Source organism: Capnocytophaga sp. oral taxon 878, from assembly GCF_002999135.1.
Classification (GTDB): Bacteria; Bacteroidota; Bacteroidia; order Flavobacteriales; family Flavobacteriaceae; genus Capnocytophaga.
Genome location: NZ_CP027229.1, coordinates 1,597,671 through 1,623,002, shown reverse-complemented (window position 1 = coordinate 1,623,002; position 25,332 = coordinate 1,597,671). Strand labels below are relative to the sequence as shown.

The window sequence follows — 25,332 nt, the reverse complement described above, 5'->3', positions numbered from 1 at the left end:
AATCAACAATTAGTATGCCAAAAATCTGTTTTATTTAACCTTTATAATCCTAAAAATGAACAAATTACTCCCATTATACCTTCTTTTTCATTCGTCATAAGCATCACCATAAGAGCTGAATTCCCTGCCTGTCCAATACCATTCCATTCCTTTGGAGTGGTATAACCGTTCCAATAGTTCAGTAAAGCTCTTCGCAATAATCCCCTGCGATCCCACTATGCCATATACGTCCCAAAAACTATCATAACAATACCCCAATCTGTCTTTATCAGTATCAATGGTAATGTATTGGCTATTGTCATCATCAGCAATAATAAACCAATGGTAACTCCTATCATAAGCAGCCTCTTCGCCTATAATAACAGGGTTAGCTCTTCTAAATTCACTAATGCCTACTATCTTTATAGCGTATAGTTCTTCTCTAAAAAGCTCAATACCAGCATAATGTTGCAAGTAATAAGTAAGGTCTTCAGGTAGGGCAAAATCAAAAGGCAAGCTAATAGGTTGGGGGTATTTATGCACCACACACTCCCCCGATTGCTCTATAATCGATAATATTTCTAAAAGTCTTTTCATTTTCAATATTTTAACCTCGCAAAAGTATACATTCATATATCTATATACAAATTTTTAAAGCATTATTTTTCAGTACACTACTATCATACCTCCCTGCCAATTCTATTTTGAGGCTAGTATAAGCAGCTTTCTATCTCAATAGGGTATGTGGTATCATCACATAGCTATAAGGCTAAAATCACTTCTGTAGCTTATAAAAAAAGAGTATTACTCATTCCCATTTTTTAGGACTTGAGTAATACTCTTTTTCAGTAATAATTCTTTCAAAATTCTCAAAACATATCAGCTCTTTATCTATATAATCTTTCTACTCCGCAGATACCGAAAGGTCTGTGTTTCCATTTCTATATACATCAAAAGTGCCTTCTTCTTTCGCTCTAAGTGTTCTTTTGCTTACTTCACAGAGGTAACATTCCCCTTTTGGGGTAAGTTGTAAGCTAATGGCATCTACAAAAATCAGATACTCCTCTTCTTTTAAGTCCGATAGATAGGTTTTTAGCTTGCCTTGGTATATTATTTCAGGATATTTTCTAATAAGGCACCTATCTATACTGGGGACAGAAACTTCTCCCCCCTTATTGAGTTCCTTTACCAGCTGTAATAGGTATATTTTCTCCTCTAACAACTTACTATAATGATTAAAGTACAATTATATTTCAATATGCTTCTTCCCTCTACCTATTTCTAGCAATCGCTCAAGAGTAGTTTGCAGTACCTTATTTAGTTTCAGCTGCCATTGGTATTGATAATCTACAACAGGGTCATTTTCATCATCTAAATTTCTCCCTACTGTTTGTATATAGATAATACCATTTTCCACGTGATAATCTCCCATTGCATAACACTTCGTTGGTTCAGGAAAACGTTCTGTAAATTCATTCCCGTATTCATTATAGTCTATCAATATCCTTCTATTGAAATCACCAATACTAAAACTAAAATCTCTTTCTTCCAAAATAATTTCAAAATTCTCATCAATAGAATTTTCTATTATTTTGGTTTCATTCTTTAGCTTTTGCACCAGCAGAGCCAAATCTATAGCTCCTTCCATAGTGGAGCAGTCCATTTTATATAAGGTTTTCCCTACCTGATAGGAGAAGATATCACCTTCTATGGTTGGATTTTCAATAGGCGCTAAAGTTTCATCACTATAAGGGGTTTTGTCGAGCATTACCTCCCCTTTTAGCAAACGAAAAATCTCTCCACCAAAATTGATATCTAACCAACCCGCTGATGGAGTATATTTTAATTGTATATTAGTTGCTTTTTTCTTTACGGTTCTCATTGTAGTTTTAATTTAAATATGGGAATAATAATGTCTAAAAATAGTATCGATATGGTAAAAATCTTCTAAATTACTTTCATTATAACCTTGTTGCTTTAAATCAACCTGTATTTTTCTCAGTAATTCCAACCAATAAGCAATAAAAACCTCTCTTTTGATATGAACAGTATCATTAGGAGTGTTCAGCTCAGGCAAAAGATGCTTTTTGTGTTTTAAAGCAGTCCAATAAGCACTAATGCAAAGCATATCATTGTAAGGTTTTATTATCCATTCTGCCATAAATACATTACTACCCCAATGCACTTTTGTTTCGGATAAAGGTTGTTCATACATATCGTATAGCATTTTGACAATATCCCAATAAATATCGGCAACCTCATCGTGCATTTCTAAATCCAAAGCCACCCCATTCCATATCATACATAAGTTCGACGATTTATTTTTAGGATAGATAGTTTGCAAAGCCTCACTTACAGTACTATCCTCAACATCTCGTTTGTTTAACCCTTCAGCAGGAAAAGACTTTATTGAAAATAATTCTTTCATAAATTGTAAAAATATATTAGTTGTTCTTTTGTATGATTGCTTTAAGTTTGTCCAATAGATTCATAGCATATCCTCCTTGGGGCAAAACTTCTCTTATTTTAGAATGGCATAAAGCCCTTCTAAACTCCCAATTGAAAATAATAAGAGGGTGTGAAAATAGGAGTATAGAGAATTTTATATATTGCTGAAAATTATGCGCTTTTAAAAAGCCCAAAAAAGCTATGAACTCATCAGGAGTTTTGGCATACTTAAAAAGATAACTATCTATCAAGCATTCACTTTTATATTTAGTTTTAGCACTCCTGCAAACTTTGTTTTCTATAGTAGGAATTTCTTCTCCCATATAATCTCTCATATAATAATGAGAGGCACTATTATCTTCATTATCAAAGCTAACTAACTTGTATAAATCAATAGCTTTTGAAAGAGATAAGTATAGCTTCTCTCTATCCTCGTCTATCTCAAAAAACGTTTTTACAGCCTGCGAAAGTGTAAGCGTTTGCGCTCCAAAAATAGTATATACAATTTCTCTTAACAGATAATACAAGCACTCTATATCCTTTTTGGCTACTCGGTGATAACATTCTTTCTTGTTTTTTAACTCAAAGACAGCAGAAAACAGCTTTTCAAAAACCTCTTTTATATCGATAGCTATGTTATCCATAAAATACCCCTGCTTTGTGAGTTGGTTACTATCTATAAAAGTTTCTCCACAAGGGTTAAAGAACAATAAATACTTAAAGGCGTATTCAGTATTCTCTTTTTTAAGTAACTGAATCAACGAAAAGAACTGTAACCTATCATTGATATAATGATTGTCGTAGTAATAAAAGGCTCTTAAACAGACTTCTAAAAGAGAAAAAATGTCCTCAAAACAAGAACGAGAAATCTCTGTTTGTAGTTTATTATATAAGGCATCGTTTTTCAGTGCATATAGCAGTTCATCGAGTTCTCTCTTTTTAGGCAGTGTAGCCAACAGAAAATCACCTTCCTCATTTTGGTAGTTTGTAATTTTCAAAAGTTCCTCTTTTTCTTCCTGCTGCTCCCCGCAAAACCTCAACAGGGTGAAATGCAATATTTTGTTTAAGTCCATAGAATTAGTGAATTTGGCAACTAACAGATTGATGATTCATAGTAATTATACATTTACTGTTAGTTTAGCCCAGCCTGTATTTCTGGCTTTCTCCTTGTCGAGAGGGCTAAAGCCTTTCTTTGTCTTTTTGATAGGTATTAAAGATAAAATGGTTACTTCATCATCTGTGTCTTCTTCAGGTTCTTCTTCCTCTTGGGTTTTATTCCAAGTTACATCACTTACGTAAAATCCTGCCAAGCCTTCAGGCGCTGTAAGGGTATTGAAAGGAGGAGTGTCTAAGAGCAGATAGTCCCCTTCTTTGATAGATGCTCCGCTTTGTATCAATGCAATGGCTTCTTTTAAGAAATGTATAGGGAAAAGGTTAGTGCCTCTGGTGTCATAAAAGTTCCAGTATTCAGGTAATACAAGGCATAACTCAATCATTGGTTTCTGTAAGGCATACAAGCCAAAAGTGAAGAGTACCCTTCTCTTTATCTTGCTTCCTTGTACCATTTTTATGGCGACATTCCCTCTATTTTCTATATCTAAAGGAAAGATTTTGCCTAACTGCAAAGTGATATAAGTGAGTATACCAACTCCCTCAATGGGGTTATCTACCCAATAAGGAAGCTGAGAAAGCGCCTTCGCTCTTTTGTCTATAAGTAGATCTTGTATTTCCTTAAACCCTCTTGATTTGGCATAATCCAAAGGCAATAAGCCACTTCTTAAATGCATTCTATTTAAATTAGCTTTATGTTCTATAAGAAGTTTTACGATTTGAGTATGACCTCCTATAACCGCTTCTAATAATGGAGAAAGTATATCCAAACATTCTCCCTCTATCTTTGCATTATGAGCCAAAAACCATTGAACATTCTCTATATTTCCATAGTAACAAGCCGCACTAAGAGCAGTTCCTTTTCCTTTAGAGTAATCAATGTTAAATCTTACCTTAGCATAAAGCCACTCCAACATTTCTTGAGTTCCATAAGCAGCTATATAATGAACCGCAGATAAGAAATCTCCTTTGTAATCTTCAAAGAATAAACTAGGAAAATCAGTATAGATAATTTCTAATTGAGATATATTATTTTCTTGAACAGCTTTGCTTATATCAGTATATTTATAATTCATATTATAATCAGAAAAAAATTCCTTTATTCATATTTTCTGCTAACTCTTTAAGAGTAGCCTCTATATCATCGCTTTGACTTAATTTCTTGTATACATGCTTAGCAGCTTCTTTTGTATGTGCTCCATTGCCATTAGCTACCCTTCTCATAAGAAAGGAGTTTCTCCTAGTCCCACAATTCAAAATTCATAATTCCTTTTACACTATCTAAAGCCATTATAGGCTTTAAAAACGCTTATCTCTATGATGGGTAAAAGGAAATAGTAGGGCAGTTCTTTTGTATTGTGTTGATTTTTAAAGTGATAAAATTTTTAACAACACATCTGATACATTACCTATTATACATTCAGCGTTAGTTTAGCCCAGCCTGCATTTCTTGCTTTCTCTTTGTCGAGAGGGCTAAAGCCTTTCTTCGTCTTTTTGATAGGTATTAAAGATAAAATGGTTACTTCATCATCTATATCTTCTTCATCCTCTTGGGTTTTATTCCAAGTTACATCACTTACATAAAATCCTGCTAAACCTTCAGGCGCTGTAAGGGTATTGAAAGGAGGAGTGTCTAAGAGCAGGTAATCCCCTTCTTTGATAGACTTTCCGCTTTGTATCAACGCAATAGCTTCTTTCAAAAAATGTACGGGGAAAAGGTTAGTGCCTCTGGTGTCATAAAAGTTCCAGTATTCAGGCAATACAAGGCATAACTCAATCATTGGTTTCTGTAAGGCATACAAGCCAAAAGTGAAGAGTACTCTTCTCTTTATCTTGCTTCCTTGTACCATTTTTATAGCGACATTCCCTCTATTTTCTATATCTAAAGGGAAGATTTTGCCTAATTGCACAGTGATATAAGTGAGTATGCCAACTCCTTCAATGGGGTTATCTACCCAATCAGGAAGCTGAGAAAGCGCCTTTGCGCCTTTACTTTTCAGTAATCGCGCTATTTCTGTGAAAGATTTTGCATAGTCTAAGGGTAATATTCCCAACTTTCGGTGCATTCTATTCACATTGGCATTGTGCTCTATAAGAAGTTTTACAATATCTGTATATCCTTTCATTACAGCACACATTAAGGGAGAAAGCAAGTCGGTATCTTTTCCATCTACTTTTGCATTATGAGATAAAAGCCAGCGGACTGTAGCTATGTTTCCATAACCAGTAGCTTCTCCCAATGGCGATAGATATCCCTTATCAGATAAGTCTATGTCAAACTTTACTTTTGAGTAAAGCCAGTCTAACATTTCAGGATTACCAAAAGCAGCCATAGAATGCAAAGCAGACTCAAAAACTTCCTTATAATTTTCAAAGAATAAAGAGGGCTGTGCTTCATAAATCTTTTCTAATTGAAGCAGATCATTTTGTTCTATAGATTTTCTTATATCGTAATAATTATACATAGGTATTTTATTTTTTTCTTTTTTTCTAAAGAGTTAATTCTTTTTTCAATTTCTATATCACCACAGATATTTAGGCATTTTATTGTGTGTTTTATGTCAATATTGAGAGCCGACAATTTAGCCAGTTTACAAGGCAAAAGAAGATATAAGCTAAAAAAACACCACAGAGACTATTTTCATTTTATTGGATAGTACATCATCACAACTTTATCACCCAACAAATAGAAAATAGTATCATTCTTTTTCTCTACTATATAATCTCTGTATTTTTTATCAGTATATACAGTGTCAACACCCAAGCTATTGAATAAGGCTACATCCTCTTTAAGTTCTGATAGAGTGTATTCTACAAAGCCATTCGCCCTATTCCAAAAAACTTTTTTTAGTTTTCCTTCCTTATCATAATGTGAAATCGTTTTGATAATCAACTTTCCGTAATTGTTTTTTATAAAGCCATCAGGGTTATATTCATAAGTGTTACTCACCTTCTCGGTCTGGAGTACCTCAAATTCCCTTTTTGAGTCATCACAACTTATGACTAAAAGACTGATAAATACAGATAAAATTGTTGTATTTCTTTTCATTAGTTATTGTATGAAATTTACAGATTATAATTTAAATGTCTCTAAAGGAGTACCTTGTAGCAAGTTTTCCAAAGCTTCAAACGGATCACTTCCATAAAAGAGAAGTTCAAACCCTTCTGCATAGACACTATTATCTTCATTGATAAGTAATGTGTAATAATTATCATATACATTTGCAAAAGGGATTAAGTTTTTTAAGTCAAAACAACTCTCTATATAAGAATAATGACCTTTATTATTGTTTGTCAATACTTTTTCTAAGGTAAAATCTATATGATTACCTCTTGCTGAGAAACTTTTATTTAGGAAAAATCCCAAAAAGAGTATCAGTGAGTCATTGATTTGCTCATATCCCTTTGATTGGTACAAGTTGATTATAAAGTCTTTCTTAGTATTAAACTCTGTGGGGCTAATTTTATAATCAATAACCATATTGTTCTCAAGAAGTAGTTTCTTTAATCTATTTGTTATCATTTTTAATTAACAACTTAAAATACAATATTTTACTATATCAGCTCTATTATAAAAGATTCAAAGTCCTTTGCTAAAAGTTCTTCTTCATTAGTATCGTGGTAGAATATTATTACTTCATTTGCTGAATTTATAAAGATAATATCCCCATTCCCTTCTATTGATATAACATATCCCCTTTGAATACTATGGCAAACATTTATTTCTTTATAATAGTCTCTTATAGATTTTGTATAATCTAAAATGGTCTCTTGATTTTTATTATTAGGATCCTCAGAACAAGGTAACAAATCTACCCCTATATAAGCCCCTCCATAGGTCAATAGTACATATTTGAGAGCATCATCTATCGTAATACCCAATTCTTTCTCAGTACAATCAATATCTTTAGCTTCATTCTTATACCGAATAAAAAGTCTACCTACTTCTGAAGAAAGGTAGGAATCTACCTTATTTTTAAAATTGTTTGTCATTACTTATATTTATTGAGGTTATTTTTTTCTATAATTCTGCTACTAATTATCAATTTGTTATCTTCCAACTTTCATTTATGTATATTGCCAAAAACCAGCTATAATTTCGCCTGTTTTATTATGTTTGTAAAGATAAACTGCACCATAAGAAAATATAACCATTTTCATAGATGGTACATCATAACCTTCTTCATCTATTGATAAGTAGAAACTGTAATCATCTGCTAATAATTCTTCATAATATACAGGATCATCATCTATAAAGTCAGGTCTTCCTCCTACTTGTACCAAATTAAACTTTTGTTTGTTCCTACTATAATCACTAATTGAGGAAGTTTTTCCTATCTGAGGTAATGAAAGATTATATTTATCTCCTTCATAAGAAAAACTATGTTCAACTACTTTGATAAGAATGTTTGGATAAGATTGATGATGTATCAATTGATTAAAATCATTGGAAATCAAAATAGATAACATCTTATTTTCTTTCTCTGGATGAACAAGTGTTGCATAGAAAGCATATCCTTCAGGGATTTCAGTTTCTATACTTATGGGAGGGTTTCCTCCTATACGTCCCTTAATACTTTTGTTATAGGGGATACATTGTGCATATAAAGGGGTCATTCTATTACTTGTTGTTATGGTTATTTTTCTATAATTCTGAAACTAAGGCGTTACCAAAAAAATCTTTTATGGAATTAGCTACAATAGTTATTTCCTTGATATCTAAATCTCCCAAAGAACATTTGAAAATAGCAAATCCTTTTCCCAAACAAAAGCCATAACAAATTCCCCCTCCATCAGTACCAATCCCTAAGTATCCTTTTGATAAATAAGTTTGAATTTGATATTCTCTATTCAAAACTTCTAAATCTTCTACTTTCCAAAATGAAATATAGTTTTCCCCTATATATCCCTCCCCACCATTGTTCCATTTTAAAAACTCTAAATAATCTTCTGGAAATGCAATATGTAATTGCTTCTGAGCTATACCTATATTATTTAAATTTGCTCCTTTATTACTATTCCAGCCTCCTTTTTCTAAGTCCTTTATAATATTTTTCATTTCTATATAGCATTAATTGAGGCAATAAAGCTAAAATACTTTCACCCCTCTTCCTTTCAGAGTTGAAAGAATCTTTTCATTAGGATATATCTTTCCACAGCTAAAAAGACTCAATTTTTTCAAAGATTTCATTTCTAAAAGAAATTCCCAGCTGGAAATATATTTGCATGTATTAATCCATAATTCTTGAAGACTGTTTTAAAGCTATCTTCATATTCCCAAACTATATAATCTTTCTCCCTTGGGTATTCTTTTCTTATAGTAAAATCATTTACTTTTTCCATTTAGCTTTATTTTTATAGTTATATTAAATCATTGATAGTAATTCCTTTAGGCACATATTTAGCCGCACTATTAAGCATAAAGTTCTCTTTTGTACCATTATACATCATAATTGCATCAGGAAGGGCTACTAAATTGCTTTGAGGTTTCTCATTTATTTCTTTTCCTCCATTAGGGAGAGAATAGTACCAATACACTTTTTCTCCTAGTTTTCTAAGAATATTATAAACCTTATTTTTCCATTTCTTTTCTTCCTCATCTTCTGTGTGATAAGAATCGGCTATTCTACCATGTTGCAAGCAACCTTTCTCATAAATATCCGGATGAGAACGTAAAAATTGCATTTGAGCTCTTCCTAAACAATCAAAATGATAATAATCACCATACATTTTATAGTTTTTCTGTAGTTCTTCTTTATTTATTAAATCAAAGTTAACTATAGAGAAGAACTTACTATCAAGTATAGAAACATCCTCAAAAAGTCTTTTATCTATATCTGCTTCAAAAGAAGGAGTGGTGTCTAAAAAATAAATATTAGGATTAAACTCTCTCAGTGTTTTACAAAATAAATGTTCGTCATTAGGAGTCATAAACAGCTGACAATCTCTTGTCTTTTCCATATTCTCTCAGTTATATTTTAATAAGTTTTTCTACTGCTTGTATGTGAAAAATACTTCTCTTTTTGATTAAGTTATCGGGATAATCACTTTCATCTATTAGGGAAATAAAATTTCTAGTTCTTACCTCGTAATTCGTCTATCGTGATTTACCTAAAAAAAGTCAATGTCCCATTCTCTCTAAAAGCTCCAAAAGGTATTTCAAAACCTTCTATTTTCTTGCCGTTTAGCTGAATGTACTCTACTAAGTTATTAGTGCTGTTGCGTGCTACACTCTTAATTAAAAACTTTTTGCCTTCAGGCAGTTGCAGGCTCACTGTTTTAAATAAAGGGTTACCCAAAATATAAGTATCACTAGCAGGGGTTACAGGGTAAAAACCCAAGGCCGAAAACACATACCATGCCGAGGTTTGCCCATTATCCTCATCACCGCAATAACCATCAGGGGTAGGGGAGTACAGTTTTTCCATTACCTCCCGCAGTTTAGCTTGAGCCTTATGTGGTTTGCCAGCATAGTTATATAGGTAAATAAGATGTTGGATAGGCTGATTGCCGTGAGCGTAGTTACCCATATCCATAATTTGCATCTCACGTATTTCGTGTATGGTAAATCCGTAGTACGAATCGTCAAACAAAGGCGGCATTTCAAATACTTCATCTATCTTTTTCTCAAAAGCCTCTTTGCCACCCATCAGTTGTATGAGTCCTTCAAAATCCTGAAATACCGACCAAGTGTAGTGCAAACTATTTCCTTCCGTAAATGCATCTCCCCATTTCAGCGGATTAAATGGTGACTGGAACTTGCCGTCCTTATTCTTGCCTCGCATCCACTTAGTTTCGGGGTCAAATACATTTTTATAGCGTTTGGACTGTTCATAGTATTGTTTAGCTATATCAGTCTTGCCCATCTTCTCTGCCATACGTGCAATGCAATAATCGGCATAAGCATACTCAAGGGTACGTGCTACATTCTCATTAATTTTCACATCATAAGGCACATAGCCCAGTGTATTATAGTAATCTACTCCTTCACGCCCTACCGATTTTACGGGTCGCCCATCGTTTTGGGTAGCGTTCTTCAGCATTGCCTCTAAAAGTATTTCGGCATCAGCATCATCTATATTACCTTTTAGGTAAGCATCAGCAATAATAGAAGCCGAGTTTGAACCTATCATACAATCCCTATGCCCCGGACTTGCCCACTCGGGTAACCAGCCCGATTCTTTATAAGCATTCACCAATCCCTTCATCATCTGTTGGTTCATTTCGGGGTACAATAGGTTAAATAGTGGAAATACAGCGCGGAAAGTATCCCAAAAGCCATTGTCGGTGAACATATAACCCTTTTCTATTTTCCCGTTATATGGGCTGTAATGCACTATTTCTCCTTCCTTGTTGTATTCATAGAAAGTACGAGGGAAGAGCAATATGCGGTACAAACAAGAGTAGAAAGTGCGTAAGTGGTCTATGTTCTCATCTTCCACTTGTATTTTGCCCAGTTCACTCTCCCAAAGAGCAACAGCTTTTTCTTTAGTCTGTTCAAAAGTATCGTTGCCTATCTCTGTTTGTAAGTTTAATAAGGCTTGTTCTGCCGAAATAAATGATGATGCTACCTTTACTGTTACCTGTTCACCGCGTTTCGTACTGAAACCTATTACAGCCCCAGTATGTTCACCCTTGCTCTCAGTATTTTTAGATAGTTTAAAGCCATCACCCCAGGTTTGTACAGTCTCAAAGTCCTTGTCAAAGGTAAGAACAAAGTAATTATGAAAGTTCTCGGGCACCCCTCCGCTGTTATTGCGTGCATAACCTATAATCTTCCGCTCTTTAGGCAATACCTGCACCATCGACCCCTTAAAATAAGCATCTAATAATAAATAAGCCTTATCCGTTTCAGGGAAAGTAATACGAAACTGCGCCGCCCTATTAGTAGGAGTAATCTCTACCGATGTATCATAATCAGCCAAATATACCTTATAATAATGAGGCTGAGCCGTTTCTGCCTTGTGCGAAAACCACGAAGCCCTTTCCTCTTCTTTAATTTTTAAGTCGCCTACTACCGGCATTAGTGCAAAAGCCCCATAGTCATTAATCCACGGACTCGGTTGGTGTGTTTGTTTAAAGCCCACAATCTTATCAGCGTGGTACTGATACGCCCAGCCATCACCCATCTTATTAGTTTGAGGAGTGTAGAAATGCATACCCCAAGGCACAGCTATCGCCGGATACGTATTACCGTTAGAAAGGCTAAATTTAGAATCCGTCCCCATCAGCGTATTTACATACTCCAAATACGTTGTTTCAGCTACTACAGCAGTATTTTGTGTTTCAATAGCAGTCTCTTTTTCTTCAGTAGCAGGTGTATTACAACCCACCAAACTACCCCAAATAGTTAAAAGTAATAGTCGCTTCATAAAGTAATAATTATTTTCTGCAAAGATACAAAACAAATAACAATTAACAAAAAAGGCTGTACAGCACCTCGCTGTACAGCCTTTATATTACTTATTAATTTGTTCAATTGCCTATTTATTAATTCATAGGATATGCCAAGTGTCCAAATCTTACCCCAACAAAGAAATTCAAATCCTTGCCCGATTTAGTTATGAAATTACTAATAGCCGAACTCGAACCCAAAGTAAGCGGGCCTAATCTCAACCCAACACCCACATTAGTCTTAGTCATACTATCGTATGATATAGGCAAGTAAGCCCCAAAACCACTCGTATCAAAACGCGGTGTTACTGAAAAAGTATTAGAGTAATGAGGGTTGTATAAATCATTCTTGCTCTTGCTTACCAAGTTAAAAAGCCCCGAAGCATTCACATAAAAACCATCCCAAATACGATAATCAGCACTTAAGTTCATAGTCGTAGGCAATGATGATTTCACCTTTTTACCTACTACGTAATGCTGTTGGAAAATATTCTTCAAAGTATCCTCACTAAGGTCTTCAAGAGGCAAATTAGCAGTACCCCCTTGCATAGTGTAACGTGATGAACCACTGTTAGTATTGTAACTAAGTCTACCAATATCCATTAATGAAAAGCCTATCCTCAAATCGTGAGGCTTGTTATGACAACTTTGGCAGCCATCAAAACGATACTCATAAATCAAACCAAGGTCTAGTCCCACACCCGCAGCTTCTTTACCAGTAAGGCTGCTTGCTTGGAAGTTATTAAACTTCAAAAAGTCCGAACCACCGTTAATCACCTCCAGTGTACCCGAGGTAGAGTTAATATTCAAAGTAGCCTTCTTGCTAACCTGGTCATAAGTAATACTCGCAGTACCACTAAAATCACGAAAACCAGCATAAATATTACCAGCCCCCATCAAATATTTTATAGTAGCCCCAGCTTTCAAAGCATTATGCCCATCAAAATAAAGCTCACCAGCCCATGAAAAACCAACTTCCGAAAAACCATGACCCACAACCTCTTGATCATTAATATTCAAATTATAAGGAGTAGTCAAATTTAAGTTATTCGCATCATCAATGTATGACTGAAGCATCTTCGCATCAAACTTATTGATGTTTACCATAGCACGAACCCTAGTCAATACCCCAACCGAATGCTTGTCATTAATCTTCAAAAACACCGATGGCCCCAAAACATCCACATTCAAACGCGCATTAATGTCATTATTTTGCAACAAACCATTGGTTCTGTCCAGTTTAGTGTAATTGTTAAAATCCTTAGTAATGTCCGAAGTAAGGTTCATCGCACTATTACCAAAACCAACATTCGCTACAAATAAACTCGCATCCCACGAACGCTTACTACTAATCATATAAGCCGGATTCGTAGTAGCTTGTAGCACACCAGCATACGGACTCTCACGAAAACCAGCAAATGATTGTTGCGCCTCCATAGCCATCGAGCCCAACAAAAGAACTGATAAAATTACTTTTCTCATCGTATAAAAAACATTTTAAATTAGGGCACAAAGATAGAAATAAAATACCAATATCCAAATAATAATTAACAAAATTAACACCACACACCACACCCCAACCACATACCACCCCCATAACCCCTAAGATGAACGAACGAATAACGAACTATAAACGAACTATAAACGAAGGATAGCAGCAAAACCATCCCAACCACATACCACACCCCCCAAAAACCTCCCCATACCCATTTCTTTCCACACACTTGCCAATTTAAAAAATATTCATACCTTTGCCCCGAATAATCAATTCAGATAACAAAAAAAATGGATTTAACAGCCTATCACTTTGTATCAATCTTCCGCCATAATGTGCAGAAGTACTCACAAAAAGACGCCCTGATGAAACGAACACAATCATCTCAGTGGCAGGCTATTACTTGGGCAGAAGTAGGAACCACAACCACCCTCCTCTCCAAAGCCCTCATATCATTAGGCATACAACCACAAGACACCATCGGCATACTATCACAAAACACACCACAATGGTCACTTACCGATCTGGCCTGCCTCCAAATACGCGCCATCACAGTACCCATATACACCACCAACACCCCACCACAAGCCCTCTACGTAATGAACCACGCCGAGGTAAAAGTACTATTCGTAGGCGACCAAAAACAATACCACAAAGCACTCCAAATAGCACCACAATGCCCCTCACTACAAATGATCGTAGTGATGGAGAATAACATCCCACTTACCGAACAACAATACTCCATCCATTGGGACAACTTCCTCTCACTCGGAAGCACACCCCAGTACGACGCCGAACTACAAAAACGCATCAACGACCAAAATCTAGACGACCTCTTTACAATCATCTACACCTCAGGCACCACCGGCGACCCCAAAGGAGTAATGCTATCCTATGAAAACCTCGCATTCCAAATGGTAGGCCATAACGAGCGCCTCTCCACAGTCGATGATACCGATATCTCACTCGCATTCCTACCACTGTCCCACGTCTTTGAACGCGCCTGGACATACTTCTGCCTAAACAGAGGCGTAACAATATACTACCTCGACGATACCAACCTCGTAAAAGAAACCCTAACACAAGTACGCCCCACACTAATGTGCGCCGTACCACGATTCTACGAAAAAATATTCGCCACCGTACACGACAAAGCCGATGCAGCCACCTTCCTAAAACGAAAACTATTCCGCCTAGCAATAGCCACCGGAAAGCGCGTACTCAACCTACGCGAACAAGGCAAAAAACCATCACTAATACTCCAAAAAGCCTATAACCTATTCGATAAAATCGTCTATAAAAAACTAAAAGAAGCACTCGGAGGCCGCATCAAATTTATGCCCTGCGGAGGCGCCAACCTCGAACCCAGCATAGGCCGATTCTTCCAATCAATAGGAATCAACCTCAAATTAGGATACGGAATGACCGAAACCGTAGCCACAATCTCCTGCTGGGACGACGACCGCATCAACCCACAATCCGTAGGAAACGTAATGCCCAACGTACAAGTACGCATAGGCGAAGAAAATGAAATACTCGTAAAAGGAGGAATGGTGATGAAAGGATACTTCAAAAATCCAGAAGAAACCGCCAAAGTATTCACCCCCGATGGCTACCTACGCACCGGCGATGCAGGTAAACTCGACGGTAATAATAACCTATTTATTACCGAACGAATCAAAGAATTAATGAAAACCTCCAACGGAAAATACATAGCCCCACAAATGATAGAAGGAAAAGTGGGTAAATACAACCTCATCGAGCAGATAGCAGTTATCGCCGATGGAAAAAAATTCGTGTCAGCACTCATAGTACCCAACTATGAAATGCTAGCACAAGCCCTAAAAGACCTGAACATCAAATACAAAAACACCACCGATATGATAAAACATAGTCAGGTAATAGAGTACATAGGTAAGCAACTACAAAAGTTCCAAAAAGACCTCCCCGACTATGAACAAATCAAGAAGTTCACACTCTTGCCTACCGCTTTCACTATCGAGCGAAATGAAATAACACCCTCATTAAAGCTAAGGCGAAAAGTAATCTACGCCAATTACAGCCGCGAAATAGAAGCAATGTACAAATAAAATCAATTAGGTAAGCCCCATTCAGGCGTAACACTAATATGAATCTCCTCCTTCTTCACAGGATGTACAAAATCCAAGCTATAAGCGTGCAAGCAAATACCCCCATCAGGGTTAGAGCGTTTAGCCCCATATTTAAGGTCGCCTTTAATATGTAGCCCAATAGCAGCCAGCTGCGCCCTAATCTGGTGATGTCGCCCTGTAATAAGGTCTATTTCCAGCAGATAATATCTATCAAAAGCCTTTAATAACTTATAGTGCAGTACAGCCTTCTTGCTGTGCTGCACTTCTTTATTATATCCCACCGATTTGTTTTGCTTTTCATTGCGCACCAGCCAATGGGTAAGCGTACCCTCTTCAGCAGGAGGCATAGCATCTACCAAAGCCCAGTAGGTTTTTCGCACCTCTTCTTTATTGGCAAACATAGCATTGAGCCGTGATAAAGCTTTTGAAGTTTTAGCAAAAAGCACAACACCAGTAGTAGGGCGGTCCAACCTATGTACCACGCCCAAGAACACCTCACCAGGCTTGTTGTATTTCTCTTTTAGATACTGCTTAATAATATCACTTAAAGGCGTATCACCCGTCTTGTCGCCCTGCACGATGTCGCCCGCTCGCTTGCTTACGCCTATAACGTGATTGTCTTCGTAAAGCACGTCTACGTTTCCTGCGTTTGTTATAAGTCTCATAATGACGTTTATTAGTAAAATAGAAGAACCTCAATCCATCGTAAAAAAGTCCCAACAGAAGAATCCCTACCGAAATGAGTAACGTATAGATAGAAAGCCCCTGTGCGATATAAAAATACCCAGCACTAAAGCCTCCTAAAAAGAAAAAGGTAATGATAAAAAGTCTCAGCTTAATAGTATTCTTAATATGAGTAAGCTGGTTTTCATAGTGGTTGCGGTTCAGGTAAAGTAGTTGAGCCAGTTCAATTCCTAAGTCGGTGAACAAACCCGTAAGGTGTGTAGTACGCACTACAGAGTTTGATATCTTTGTAACAAAAGCATTCTGTAACCCCATAGCAAATAGTAGTATGCAAGCCGTTACATCTGCCGGAATAGCTTCTTGGAAGAAAAAACAAAGCCCCACCACCATTAGTAGTGCAAAGCACTCTAATAGGGTAGGGGCGAGGTATTTGTTATGATTACGCTTATAATTAGCGTTTTCAATTAAAAGTCCCGAAGTGAATGAGCCTATCAAAAAGGCAAAAATATACAGAAAATAGATGAGCCCTTTCCAAAACTCGGCTACTGATACATCATAGATGAAATAAGCGAAGTGGCCAGTAACATTGGTGGTAAGCTTACCCACAAACAAAAAGCCGGTAACGTTCACCATTCCTGCTACGAATGAGAGCACTACGGCTATTTGTAAATTATGTTTGGCAGTACGGCTTTTCCCCTGATGTCGGAACATTAATATTGCTCTTTTTCGTTAGGGAAATCAACGCTTTTCACATCTTCGATGTAATGTGATACTGCGGCAGTAACTACTTCTTGCAAATTGGCGTATTTGCGCAAGAAACGTGGCTGGAACTCATTGCTCATTCCTAACATATCTTGCATTACAAGTACTTGCCCATCAACGGCGCTACCTGCACCAATACCAATGATAGGGATGCGTACGCTTTTAGCTACTTCTTCGGCTAATTTGGCAGGTATTTTTTCTAACACTATTGCAAAGCAGCCTAATTGTTCTAATAGTTTTGCATCTTCTTTTAGTTTTTGAGCTTCAGCTTCTTCTTTAGCACGTAATGCAAATGAGCCGAATTGGTGTATTGATTGGGGTGTAAGTCCTAAGTGTCCCATTACAGGGATGCCTGCATTTACTATTCGCTTAATGCTTTCGGCTTCTTCTTTACCACCTTCCAATTTAATGGCGTGTGCGCCACTTTCTTTCATTATTTTGATGGCTGAACGCAGTGCCTTTTTAGGATCGGATTGGTAGGTACCAAAAGGCAAATCGACCACTATAAGAGCACGGTTTGCGCCACGTACTACTGATGAAGCGTGGTAAATCATTTGGTCTAACGTAATGGGCAATGTGGTTTCGTGACCAGCCATTACATTGCTAGCCGAGTCACCTACCAAAATAACATCAATCCCTGCGCTATCCAATAATTTTGCAAAAGTATAATCGTAGGCTGTAAGCATCGAAATCTTCTCTCCATTAGCTTTCATCTCTACTACCGACTTGGTAGTTACTCTTTTGTAATCTTTTCTAACTGCTGACATTTTTTTATTATTTTTTTTAATTTGGCGGCAAATTTACGAATAATTAGCAAATTGGCAAATTTGCTAATTATTAAATTTGCTGATGAGCATTTTCTTGGCTCGTAGCAGTGTGATTTTGACGTTGTTCATTGTGCTTTTCATCTCATCGGCTATTTCTTTATAGCTTTTTTCTTGTAAGTAGCGCAACTGTATTGCTGTTCGGTAGGGTTCTTTTAGCTGCTTGATACTTTTTAGCAAGTAATCAAACTGTTGTTCCATAATGAGGCTATCCTCAATGGTAGGGGTATCGTCGGCAATGCGCTTAGATTCCTTTTCTTCTGAGTCTAAATGTAGTATTGGCTCTGCTTGTCGCCTTAGTGAGTCAATATGGATGTTTTTTGAGATAGTGAATAGCCAAGTTCTGAATGAATATTGTTCATCAAAGCTTCCTATTTTATCAAAAGCACGTGCAAATGTTTGTACTGTAATATCTTCAGCTTCGGCCTCGTCATTCACTCTTTTTAGCTGAAAGGCGTACACTTCAGCCCAAAACTCATCTAGCAACCAGCTAAAAGCTCGCTGGTTGCCTTTTTTTGCTTCTGCTATTTTCTCGGAAAGGTTACCAAGCATAGCCTTTTTTTATTTGTTACGGCATTCTTGTTCATCGGGGGTGCGCCCGCAAAAGCTACAAGCCTCACCTTCTGGGTTTAGGTGTGGGTTTTGGCTGGCGCAGGTACCAGAAAATTTGCCGCCTTTTTTGCCCCATATTTTAATTGCCATTCCGGCTACACATAGCAGCAGTATGCCAATGGTTAAAAATGCTAATTTCATTCTTTTTATTTAATTTTGTATGTGATTTTAAATATGCAGTAGGATATTTAGGAGGCTGTGTGGATTAGATGTTTTTTTGCTTATTAAATGCAAATGCGAAACTGCACAGCTGGCCAACTATCCTTCGTTTATAGTTCGTTTATCCTTCGTTATTCGTTCGTTCAACCTATAAGATGGATTTAATGTTATTTGGATATGGATGGGGGTGGATTGTATGTTTGTTATCTTGTGATTTGTTTTTTACTTTAATTGGAAAAGGCTTTCTACGGCAGGGACTCTCTCGGTTGTAAAACCTTCCGCAAAATCTGTACCAATAAGTCTGCCCAAATCTCGAGCGCGGTATGTAACGCTGTCCAAGAAGTTTCTATCAGAGATAGGGGTAGTGGGTTCATTACTGTTGCTATCGTAAAATTGTGAGCTATAGGCTAATACAGCTGCTACCTTTGCTTCCATAAAGCCTTTGATATCTACAACAAAATCAGGCTCTATATTTTTCCATTGAATGTAATGGTATACTACTTTAGGGCGCCAAGCAGTTTGCTTTACGCCATCTAGTTCGGTTTCTATACGTCGTAACCCACTAAGGAAGCAGGCGTCACTTACCAGCTTACTGCCTTTTCCGTGGTCAATATGTCGGTCATCAATTGCATTGCATAGTACAATTTCGGGTTGGTATTTTCGTATTCTTTTAATAATCTCCAGTTGGTGTATTTCATCATTTACAAAAAAGCCATCTCGAAACTTTAGGTTTTCACGTACTTTCACGCCTAGTAGTTCTTGGGCTTTTGTTGCTTCCTGATGGCGTATTTCGGCGCTCCCACGTGTGCCCAACTCCCCTTGAGTGAGGTCAATAATACCTACACTTTTGCCTGTACTAATCTCTTTTGCTATGGTACCAGCAGCACCTAGTTCTACATCGTCAGGATGCGCGCCAAAAGCTAATATATCTAATTTCATTTTGTTAATTGTTAATTACTACTTTAGGTAAAAACTCCTCTTTCTTATTCATATTATTATAAGCCGTAGGGAAATCTTTTATCTCATATATTTCAGGCTTATAAAATGATTTTAAAATGATATCTTTTATTTCTGTGGTTAGTATCAGTCCCTCGTCATAAGCACATTTATCATAATAGAAAAAACCTTCTTTCTCACTTTTTACTGAAATATTAGGGTATAAATATTCAAAACTATTACCTGCTATACGTTTCTTTCCTTCTTCATCAATAGTAAAAAGCGTATTGTCAGTTTCTAAAACAAAAAGGACAAAGTATTTCTTGTTAGAACAACTCTCTCCTTTTGAGTTTTGCACAATACAATCAGACAATGTATAACGGTTTTCACTCCAATATTTTCTAATAAAAGATAGAAACTCTTCTGAGATAACCATTATTCTATTTCTATAGATAACCCAATCAAACTTAACAGTCCCTTTACTTTTATATTTAAGAAGCATTTTAGGAGGGATGTTCTTCATGTATTTCCAGTCAGAATTATTAGGATTTGTGAAATCTAAAAGTTCAGAATTATAGAAAAACTGTGGTACTCCACTTTTCCACCTTGTAGTGGTCATAAACCAAATAAATAACTTTTCTGTCATATTGTTAATTATTACTTATTAGTAATTATTTGGTTGTAAGTTCCTGTCTTCCATCCTTGTTTTTTAATGTACTGCAATAATTGTTCAAATCGCGCTATCATCAGCTCACCACTATTACGCATTACATAACTAGGGAAATTATACTCTTTTTGATGTAAATCTGTAAATTCCCAAGGATGAAAATACAAAGCAGCATATCCTACCGAAGCCACACACCTTTTTAGCAAAAATTTGTACAACCACAGTGGAAAGTTATGAAATGAAAGCCAGAACAGCGGAATCCTAAACCAACTCACAGCTGCGGGTATCTGCCAAAGATCTCCCTCCTTAAAATAACGCTTAGGGCTACTCAATTTGTTATACCTCCCAGGTAAATAGGTAGGGTTGATAGATGAGTTGTATTCAAATCCCGCTCTTTTCACATCCTCAGCATTTACTTCTTTCATTCGTGGCATCCGCAAGCCCGTAATAGGTACTTTAAAAAGCCCTTCTAGCGTTTCGCGTGAGTTTTCCAAATCATCTATTTTAAACTCCGAATGATAATATGAATGTGATGCTAGTTCATGTCCTTCATCTATCAGCCTATGAATAAGATCCGCCACTTGTTCAGCAAAAATAACTGTCGAAAAGAAGGTAGCCCGTATATCGTACTTTTTTAAAAGGTCTAATATTGCTATTAACCCCTCCCTCGAAACACTTATTTGTTGCCCAAACGGGATATCATACCCATATTCCTTAGGCATATCAAATTCCTCAATATCAAAACTTAAATATATCATTTTCTATTTCTTATCTCTTACTTGTTATGTTTGCTCACAATATAGCTCGGTCTTTCTTTTGTCTGCTTAAAAATCTTACCAATATACACCCCTATAATCCCCAAAATAATCAACTGCAATCCTCCAAAGAACACAATAGTCATAATGAGCGAAGCCCAGCCTGATATCTCCGAACCATTTAGAAAAGAGTAAATTACATACGGAATATATAGCAGTGAGAGCAATGAAAACCCAAAACCTAAAAATACCGCAAAGTACAAAGGCTTCACACTAAAAGCAGTAACCCCTGTGATAGCCAGTTGCAGCATCTTCTTTACTGTATACTTACTTTCACCAGCAAAGCGTTGTTCAGCCATATAAGGTATATACACCTGCTTGAACCCTACCCAAGGCACCATACCTCGCAAGAAAGGTTCCTTCTCATCCATCTCCTTAATCACTTCTACCACCTTCTTACTCAGTAATCTAAAGTCTGCACTACCTTCTTTTATCTCCACATCCGATAGCAAATTCAATAGTTTATAAAAATGTTCAGAGCTCTTCCTCTTCTTCTTAGGCGTCTCCTTAGGATAAGTGCGCAGGGTAGCTACCACCTCATAACCTTGTTCCCACTTAGCTACCATATCTGGTATAAGTGCTGGCGGATGTTGCAAATCACAGTCCATTGATATTACCGCATCCCCTTCCGAGTAGTCCAAACCTGCTTTCACAGCCAATTGATGCCCAAAATTACGCGAAAACGACAAATAACTCACCCTATCATCACTCTCCGATAAGTTTTTAAGTAGTTCCAACGTCCCATCACGGCTCCCATCATCTACAAACAACATTTTCAGGGCATATCCCGATAGTTTTTCCTTAAAAACACTACTCACTCCCTCATACAGCGCCCTAATATTACCACTTTCATTGTAACAAGGCACTACAATTTCTATTGTTTTCATATATTTTTCTCTAACTAAATTTAATTATAACTTTCCCCATATAAGTAGTCTTAGTCTCACTATCGTCCCTATAACCTCTGTTCTTGTCGCTTCTACCATAAATTTCCACACAAAAACACACAGCCTTCCCAACCCCTATAGCCATAAAACCTATTACCCCAAACCCAAAAAATGAGAAATTATCATCTTTTTTCCATTTTTATTGCCAATCTTTCAATTTTTTCTCACCTTAGTTTCCCTTTAAGTATAAAAAAGCAATCCCTTAATAATCAATCACCTTACAGCTAAGATAAGCAAAAAAAATATAGAGAATGAATGATGGATAAACGAACGAATAACGAACTATAAACGAACTATAAACGAAGGATAAGCCTTACTTTGCTGATAGTCAGCCGTTTTATACCTAAACCTTCTTTTTGCAAAAATCACAAAAAAAATAACAAAACGCTATATTTTTCTCATTTCCTTAGTATCTCCTACGCCCCAAAAACCTTCCCATATCACAGCCAGCCACACAAGCATCACAGGCACAGCCCGCAGTGAATATCTAATAATATACCCCTCTTTCAAAGGCTTAAAAATATCCGTTGGTGATAATGAGCCCAATATCGCCCCCACCAATAGCACAACTTTCAGCCATTGTGGCAGTCTACTCACCGCAAACCATATACCAATCCCCACATAAGCCACCACATAAGTACTATTTTCAGTTCCAGTACTGAACAAACACAAAAACATACTCACAGCCGATAACATTAGCAGCCTGAAATCCAAATCCTTATATTTTTTGAATTTCAAAAAGCACAAACCCAATAATAACAAGCCAATCAATATCACCACCCCATTATTATTGTAAATCCCCGTGCGCTGCAAAAAACCCAAAACCGATAAGTTCTGCAAGTTGTAAGTAGCTGTCCCTAAGTTCGATACATTCTTTTCCGAAAGTGAGGCATACCAATCGTAATACGCCTGAACCACATACTCCCCCGATGAATATAACATTGGTAAGCAAAACAGCGCCCCCAGCCATAGCAGTCCACTCCATACAAATCGCCACTTATCTTGGGCGAAAAAAAAGAAAGCCAACCCCACTATGCCATATAGCTTAGTAAGCGTACCTATCACAATGAGCAGCGTCGCCCAATGGCTCTGTTTGCGCTCCACAAATACAAAAGCACCCACCAGCAGCCCTATCACACTGATGTTAAACTGCTGCATCGATGCCGCCGTATATAAATCATGAGCAGCAATCAGCAGCACCACAATAATCCCCTTTTTTGATAAAGGTAACTGCCGCACAGCCCAGTATAAAAAGCCCGCATTGGCAATAATCCACAAGCTACAGCCCAACCACTTAGGCAAAATAGCAAACGGAGCAATCACCGCACTAAACAGTACCCCATAATGGTTCGTATCAAAATACTCATCAGGATAAGCCACATACAACGGTAACTGCCTAATAGTATGCCAAAAAACCCCATCAAAAATAAGATAATTATTGAAGCGCCCCGCAATCCAAACATTCAGCAGCACCGGCACAAAAGCCAGCGCAAACCACAAAATAGTAATGTAACGGTAATCCGCCAAAAACCTCTTCATCATTACACTACTCCTCTATCCATTGCACAATCTCTTCTGCAAAAGGAAGCGTTCTCGGGCCAATTACTTTCTCTAATTTGCCATCCCTGCCAATTAGGTACTTCTGAAAATTCCACTGCACCTTGCTATCCTCCAAGCCATTCTTAGCCTTCTGCGTCAAAAACTCATACACAGGGTGCATATTCTTTCCCTTAACCGAAATCTTTGCCATCATAGGGAATGTAACACCGTAATTCAAACTGCAAAACGTAGCAATCTGCTCATTACTACCAGGTTCCTGCCCCAAAAAGTTATTAGCAGGAAAGCCCACAATCACAAAATCCTTATCCTTGTACTTCTCATACAAGGCCTCCAAATCTTTATATTGCGGAGTAAGGCCACATTTCGAAGCCGTATTCACAATCATAATTTTCTTCCCTTTAAGGGCTGAAAAAGCAAAATCTTTACCGTTGATGTCCTCTACAGTAAATTGGTAAATTGTCTGATTATCAGAACTGTTCTGTGCTATAACACTCATATTACAAAAACTAAAAAAGCTAATAAAAAAAACTAAAAATCTCATACTATAACAATAATTTTTGGCAAAGTTACACAAAAACATTGATTTATTAAAGAAAATGATATATATTTGCAAAAAAATTACAACTTATGTTCAGCGAAAAAGCATTTAAAGTATTTGAAGAAAGCATCGCACAATACCACATTGCCGATGATGTATACCAACCCTTCACCAACCCCTATCCCTCTACCGATCTCCTCAATCACTTGCTTTATCGAAAGAATTGGATTGATACCGTACAGTGGCATTATGAGGATATCATTCGCGACCCTCACATCGATCCTGTCGCTGCTCTCGACCTCAAACGCAAAATCGATTCATCCAACCAAGATCGCACCGATATGGTCGAATACATCGATAGCTATTTTCTAGATTTCTATAAAGATGTCAAGCCTCTTCCTACAGCCACCATCAATACCGAGAGTCCCGCGTGGGCAGTCGATAGGCTTTCTATCTTAGCCCTCAAAATATACCACATGCAGGAAGAAGTAAACCGCCCCGATGCCACACCCGAGCATCGCGCCAAATGCCAAGAAAAGCTCAACGTACTCCTCGAACAGAAAAAAGACCTTTCAACGGCTCTCAACCAGCTTTTAGACGATATCGCCGCAGGTCGCAAGTATATGAAAGTCTATAAACAAATGAAGATGTACAATGATGAGGAGTTAAACCCCATCTTAAGAAAAAAATAACCAATTTTTGAAGTAAAAAAAGAGCCTGCTTAAAAAGTTTTAGAACGGTTTTGGTTAAGTTAAAAAAATAATGAGGTTATTTTTTCGAATAGCCTCATTTTTATCCATTATATCACAATTTTTGTATTTCTGTTGCTCCCAAAACACTATGACAAAAGTATCATTTAAAACTGAAATAGGCAAAATTTTCAATACCCCTTCCGAAAATATGTTTGATAGGATAGATAATAACCATTCTACTAAATTAGTAGAAATGGTTCTTGTTAATCAATTAGATATAACTGATATTCTCAAAAAATATAAGGGAGGAGCTGTTCTGCCTACCACCCTTGTACAATGACAAAAATACTCTTCTATGGCTATTTTTCTAATATTTATTCTTTCATTAAAATAGCCCAAGTCTTAAATGAAAACATCTGTTTTTATGTAACTTTTGGGTTATACTACCGTTGATTTCAGAACAATAAATAATTTACTCAAAGAGTTTCTAAAAACTCTTTTGACCCAAATAATTAAACTCTTTATAGACAATTCTAAGTCTTGACATATAATAGATAGGACATATATTTTAGAACTTCTTAAATGCATATAGCCTATGC

The 25,332-nt window shown here is 36.8% G+C and carries 32 protein-coding genes; 4 read left to right on the top strand and 28 right to left on the bottom strand.

All coding sequences use genetic code 11. The annotated features are described in order from the left end of the window. Positions 1 to 87 precede the first annotated feature (87 nt). From C4H12_RS07390 to C4H12_RS07320, 17 genes are all read right to left on the bottom strand, one after another. Positions 88 to 576 carry an SMI1/KNR4 family protein gene (locus C4H12_RS07390; RefSeq protein WP_106098345.1) on the bottom strand — a complete coding sequence of 163 codons (489 nt, stop codon included), beginning with the start codon at positions 574 to 576 and terminating at the stop codon, positions 88 to 90. A gap of 307 nt (positions 577 to 883) precedes the next feature. Continuing rightward, on the bottom strand, positions 884 to 1,225 hold the full coding sequence (locus C4H12_RS07385) for a hypothetical protein (protein WP_129588218.1): 342 nt from the start codon (positions 1,223 to 1,225) through the stop codon (positions 884 to 886). After that, the gene (locus C4H12_RS07380) at positions 1,226 to 1,861 is read right to left on the bottom strand and encodes a hypothetical protein (RefSeq protein ID WP_106098343.1); all 636 of its coding nucleotides are present in this window, start codon (positions 1,859 to 1,861) and stop codon (positions 1,226 to 1,228) included. A 12-nt stretch (positions 1,862 to 1,873) separates the two neighbouring features. Then, positions 1,874 to 2,407, bottom strand: a complete 534-nt coding sequence (locus tag C4H12_RS07375; RefSeq protein ID WP_106098342.1) for a hypothetical protein — start codon at positions 2,405 to 2,407, stop codon at positions 1,874 to 1,876. A gap of 16 nt (positions 2,408 to 2,423) precedes the next feature. Then, positions 2,424 to 3,500 carry a hypothetical protein gene (locus C4H12_RS07370; protein ID WP_106098341.1) on the bottom strand — a complete coding sequence of 359 codons (1,077 nt, stop codon included), beginning with the start codon at positions 3,498 to 3,500 and terminating at the stop codon, positions 2,424 to 2,426. Positions 3,501 to 3,545: 45 nt separating this feature from the next. Continuing rightward, entirely contained in the window at positions 3,546 to 4,613 is a 1,068-nt protein-coding gene (locus C4H12_RS07365; protein ID WP_106098340.1) for an ankyrin repeat domain-containing protein, read from the bottom strand. A 7-nt stretch (positions 4,614 to 4,620) separates the two neighbouring features. Then, positions 4,621 to 4,761, bottom strand: a complete 141-nt coding sequence (locus tag C4H12_RS13705) for a DUF3024 domain-containing protein (protein ID WP_164997596.1) — start codon at positions 4,759 to 4,761, stop codon at positions 4,621 to 4,623. Positions 4,762 to 4,949: 188 nt separating this feature from the next. Then, positions 4,950 to 6,002 (bottom strand): ankyrin repeat domain-containing protein, encoded by a 1,053-nt coding sequence (locus tag C4H12_RS07360; RefSeq protein ID WP_106098339.1) that lies wholly within the window; start codon positions 6,000 to 6,002, stop codon positions 4,950 to 4,952. Positions 6,003 to 6,178: 176 nt separating this feature from the next. Continuing rightward, entirely contained in the window at positions 6,179 to 6,586 is a 408-nt protein-coding gene (locus C4H12_RS07355; RefSeq protein WP_106098338.1) for a hypothetical protein, read from the bottom strand. Between the two features lie 24 nt (positions 6,587 to 6,610). Next, the gene (locus C4H12_RS07350) at positions 6,611 to 7,060 is read right to left on the bottom strand and encodes an SUKH-3 domain-containing protein (protein ID WP_129588217.1); all 450 of its coding nucleotides are present in this window, start codon (positions 7,058 to 7,060) and stop codon (positions 6,611 to 6,613) included. A gap of 32 nt (positions 7,061 to 7,092) precedes the next feature. Further along, positions 7,093 to 7,530, bottom strand: a complete 438-nt coding sequence (locus C4H12_RS07345; RefSeq protein WP_106098336.1) for an SMI1/KNR4 family protein — start codon at positions 7,528 to 7,530, stop codon at positions 7,093 to 7,095. Positions 7,531 to 7,605: 75 nt separating this feature from the next. Further along, on the bottom strand, positions 7,606 to 8,154 hold the full coding sequence (locus tag C4H12_RS07340; protein ID WP_106098335.1) for a hypothetical protein: 549 nt from the start codon (positions 8,152 to 8,154) through the stop codon (positions 7,606 to 7,608). A 28-nt stretch (positions 8,155 to 8,182) separates the two neighbouring features. Further along, positions 8,183 to 8,596 carry an SMI1/KNR4 family protein gene (locus tag C4H12_RS07335; RefSeq protein WP_106098334.1) on the bottom strand — a complete coding sequence of 138 codons (414 nt, stop codon included), beginning with the start codon at positions 8,594 to 8,596 and terminating at the stop codon, positions 8,183 to 8,185. Positions 8,597 to 8,730: 134 nt separating this feature from the next. Next, on the bottom strand, positions 8,731 to 8,880 hold the full coding sequence (locus C4H12_RS13700; RefSeq protein ID WP_164997595.1) for a hypothetical protein: 150 nt from the start codon (positions 8,878 to 8,880) through the stop codon (positions 8,731 to 8,733). 18 nt (positions 8,881 to 8,898) lie between these two features. Continuing rightward, positions 8,899 to 9,498, bottom strand: a complete 600-nt coding sequence (locus C4H12_RS07330; protein ID WP_106098333.1) for a hypothetical protein — start codon at positions 9,496 to 9,498, stop codon at positions 8,899 to 8,901. 146 nt (positions 9,499 to 9,644) lie between these two features. Continuing rightward, the gene (locus C4H12_RS07325; protein WP_106098332.1) at positions 9,645 to 11,909 is read right to left on the bottom strand and encodes a GH92 family glycosyl hydrolase; all 2,265 of its coding nucleotides are present in this window, start codon (positions 11,907 to 11,909) and stop codon (positions 9,645 to 9,647) included. A gap of 118 nt (positions 11,910 to 12,027) precedes the next feature. Next, positions 12,028 to 13,413, bottom strand: coding sequence for a DUF5723 family protein (locus tag C4H12_RS07320; RefSeq protein WP_106098331.1), 1,386 nt, complete (start codon positions 13,411 to 13,413; stop codon positions 12,028 to 12,030). A gap of 303 nt (positions 13,414 to 13,716) precedes the next feature. Between C4H12_RS07320 and C4H12_RS07315 the strand changes: the two genes are divergently transcribed. Next, positions 13,717 to 15,516 carry a long-chain fatty acid--CoA ligase gene (locus C4H12_RS07315; RefSeq protein WP_106098330.1) on the top strand — a complete coding sequence of 600 codons (1,800 nt, stop codon included), beginning with the start codon at positions 13,717 to 13,719 and terminating at the stop codon, positions 15,514 to 15,516. Positions 15,517 to 15,518: 2 nt separating this feature from the next. On the opposite strand, the gene C4H12_RS07310 is transcribed toward C4H12_RS07315, so the two are convergent. The 11 genes from C4H12_RS07310 to C4H12_RS07260 form a co-directional block, all read right to left on the bottom strand. Beyond that, positions 15,519 to 16,202, bottom strand: coding sequence for an RluA family pseudouridine synthase (locus C4H12_RS07310; protein WP_106098329.1), 684 nt, complete (start codon positions 16,200 to 16,202; stop codon positions 15,519 to 15,521). Further along, complete coding sequence (locus C4H12_RS07305; protein WP_106098328.1) at positions 16,093 to 16,932, bottom strand: YoaK family protein; 840 nt, start codon at positions 16,930 to 16,932, stop codon at positions 16,093 to 16,095. The genes C4H12_RS07310 and C4H12_RS07305 overlap by 110 nt, the downstream gene beginning before the upstream one ends. Continuing rightward, positions 16,932 to 17,750 (bottom strand): 3-methyl-2-oxobutanoate hydroxymethyltransferase, encoded by an 819-nt coding sequence (gene panB / locus C4H12_RS07300; RefSeq protein WP_106098327.1) that lies wholly within the window; start codon positions 17,748 to 17,750, stop codon positions 16,932 to 16,934. Before panB ends, C4H12_RS07305 begins: the two co-directional genes overlap by 1 nt. 63 nt (positions 17,751 to 17,813) lie before the next feature. Beyond that, positions 17,814 to 18,359, bottom strand: coding sequence for an RNA polymerase sigma factor (locus tag C4H12_RS07295; RefSeq protein WP_106098326.1), 546 nt, complete (start codon positions 18,357 to 18,359; stop codon positions 17,814 to 17,816). 9 nt (positions 18,360 to 18,368) lie between these two features. Further along, positions 18,369 to 18,560 carry a membrane or secreted protein gene (locus tag C4H12_RS07290; RefSeq protein ID WP_106098325.1) on the bottom strand — a complete coding sequence of 64 codons (192 nt, stop codon included), beginning with the start codon at positions 18,558 to 18,560 and terminating at the stop codon, positions 18,369 to 18,371. Positions 18,561 to 18,800: 240 nt separating this feature from the next. Next, entirely contained in the window at positions 18,801 to 19,517 is a 717-nt protein-coding gene (gene bshB1 / locus C4H12_RS07285) for a bacillithiol biosynthesis deacetylase BshB1 (protein WP_106098324.1), read from the bottom strand. 4 nt (positions 19,518 to 19,521) lie between these two features. Further along, positions 19,522 to 20,160 (bottom strand): Imm43 family immunity protein, encoded by a 639-nt coding sequence (locus tag C4H12_RS07280; protein WP_106098323.1) that lies wholly within the window; start codon positions 20,158 to 20,160, stop codon positions 19,522 to 19,524. An 11-nt stretch (positions 20,161 to 20,171) separates the two neighbouring features. Beyond that, on the bottom strand, positions 20,172 to 20,939 hold the full coding sequence (locus C4H12_RS07275; RefSeq protein WP_106098322.1) for a polysaccharide deacetylase family protein: 768 nt from the start codon (positions 20,937 to 20,939) through the stop codon (positions 20,172 to 20,174). 17 nt (positions 20,940 to 20,956) lie between these two features. Beyond that, entirely contained in the window at positions 20,957 to 21,883 is a 927-nt protein-coding gene (locus C4H12_RS07270) for a glycosyltransferase family 2 protein (protein WP_106098321.1), read from the bottom strand. 447 nt (positions 21,884 to 22,330) lie between these two features. Further along, entirely contained in the window at positions 22,331 to 23,485 is a 1,155-nt protein-coding gene (locus tag C4H12_RS07265) for a glycosyltransferase family 87 protein (protein WP_106098320.1), read from the bottom strand. A 4-nt stretch (positions 23,486 to 23,489) separates the two neighbouring features. Beyond that, positions 23,490 to 23,999 carry a glutathione peroxidase gene (locus C4H12_RS07260; RefSeq protein ID WP_254424729.1) on the bottom strand — a complete coding sequence of 170 codons (510 nt, stop codon included), beginning with the start codon at positions 23,997 to 23,999 and terminating at the stop codon, positions 23,490 to 23,492. 131 nt (positions 24,000 to 24,130) lie between these two features. Here C4H12_RS07260 and C4H12_RS07255 point away from each other — a divergent pair, with 131 nt between their 5' ends. The 3 genes from C4H12_RS07255 (at position 24,131) to C4H12_RS13635 (ending at position 25,186) form a co-directional block, all read left to right on the top strand. After that, a complete protein-coding gene (locus C4H12_RS07255; protein WP_106098319.1) occupies positions 24,131 to 24,733 on the top strand; it encodes a DUF4254 domain-containing protein in 603 nt (200 codons plus the stop codon). Positions 24,734 to 24,881: 148 nt separating this feature from the next. Next, positions 24,882 to 25,073, top strand: a complete 192-nt coding sequence (locus C4H12_RS07250; protein WP_106098318.1) for a hypothetical protein — start codon at positions 24,882 to 24,884, stop codon at positions 25,071 to 25,073. Beyond that, a complete protein-coding gene (locus tag C4H12_RS13635) occupies positions 25,070 to 25,186 on the top strand; it encodes a hypothetical protein (protein WP_129588216.1) in 117 nt (38 codons plus the stop codon). The genes C4H12_RS07250 and C4H12_RS13635 overlap by 4 nt, the downstream gene beginning before the upstream one ends. The last annotated feature ends 146 nt before the right edge of the window (positions 25,187 to 25,332 follow it).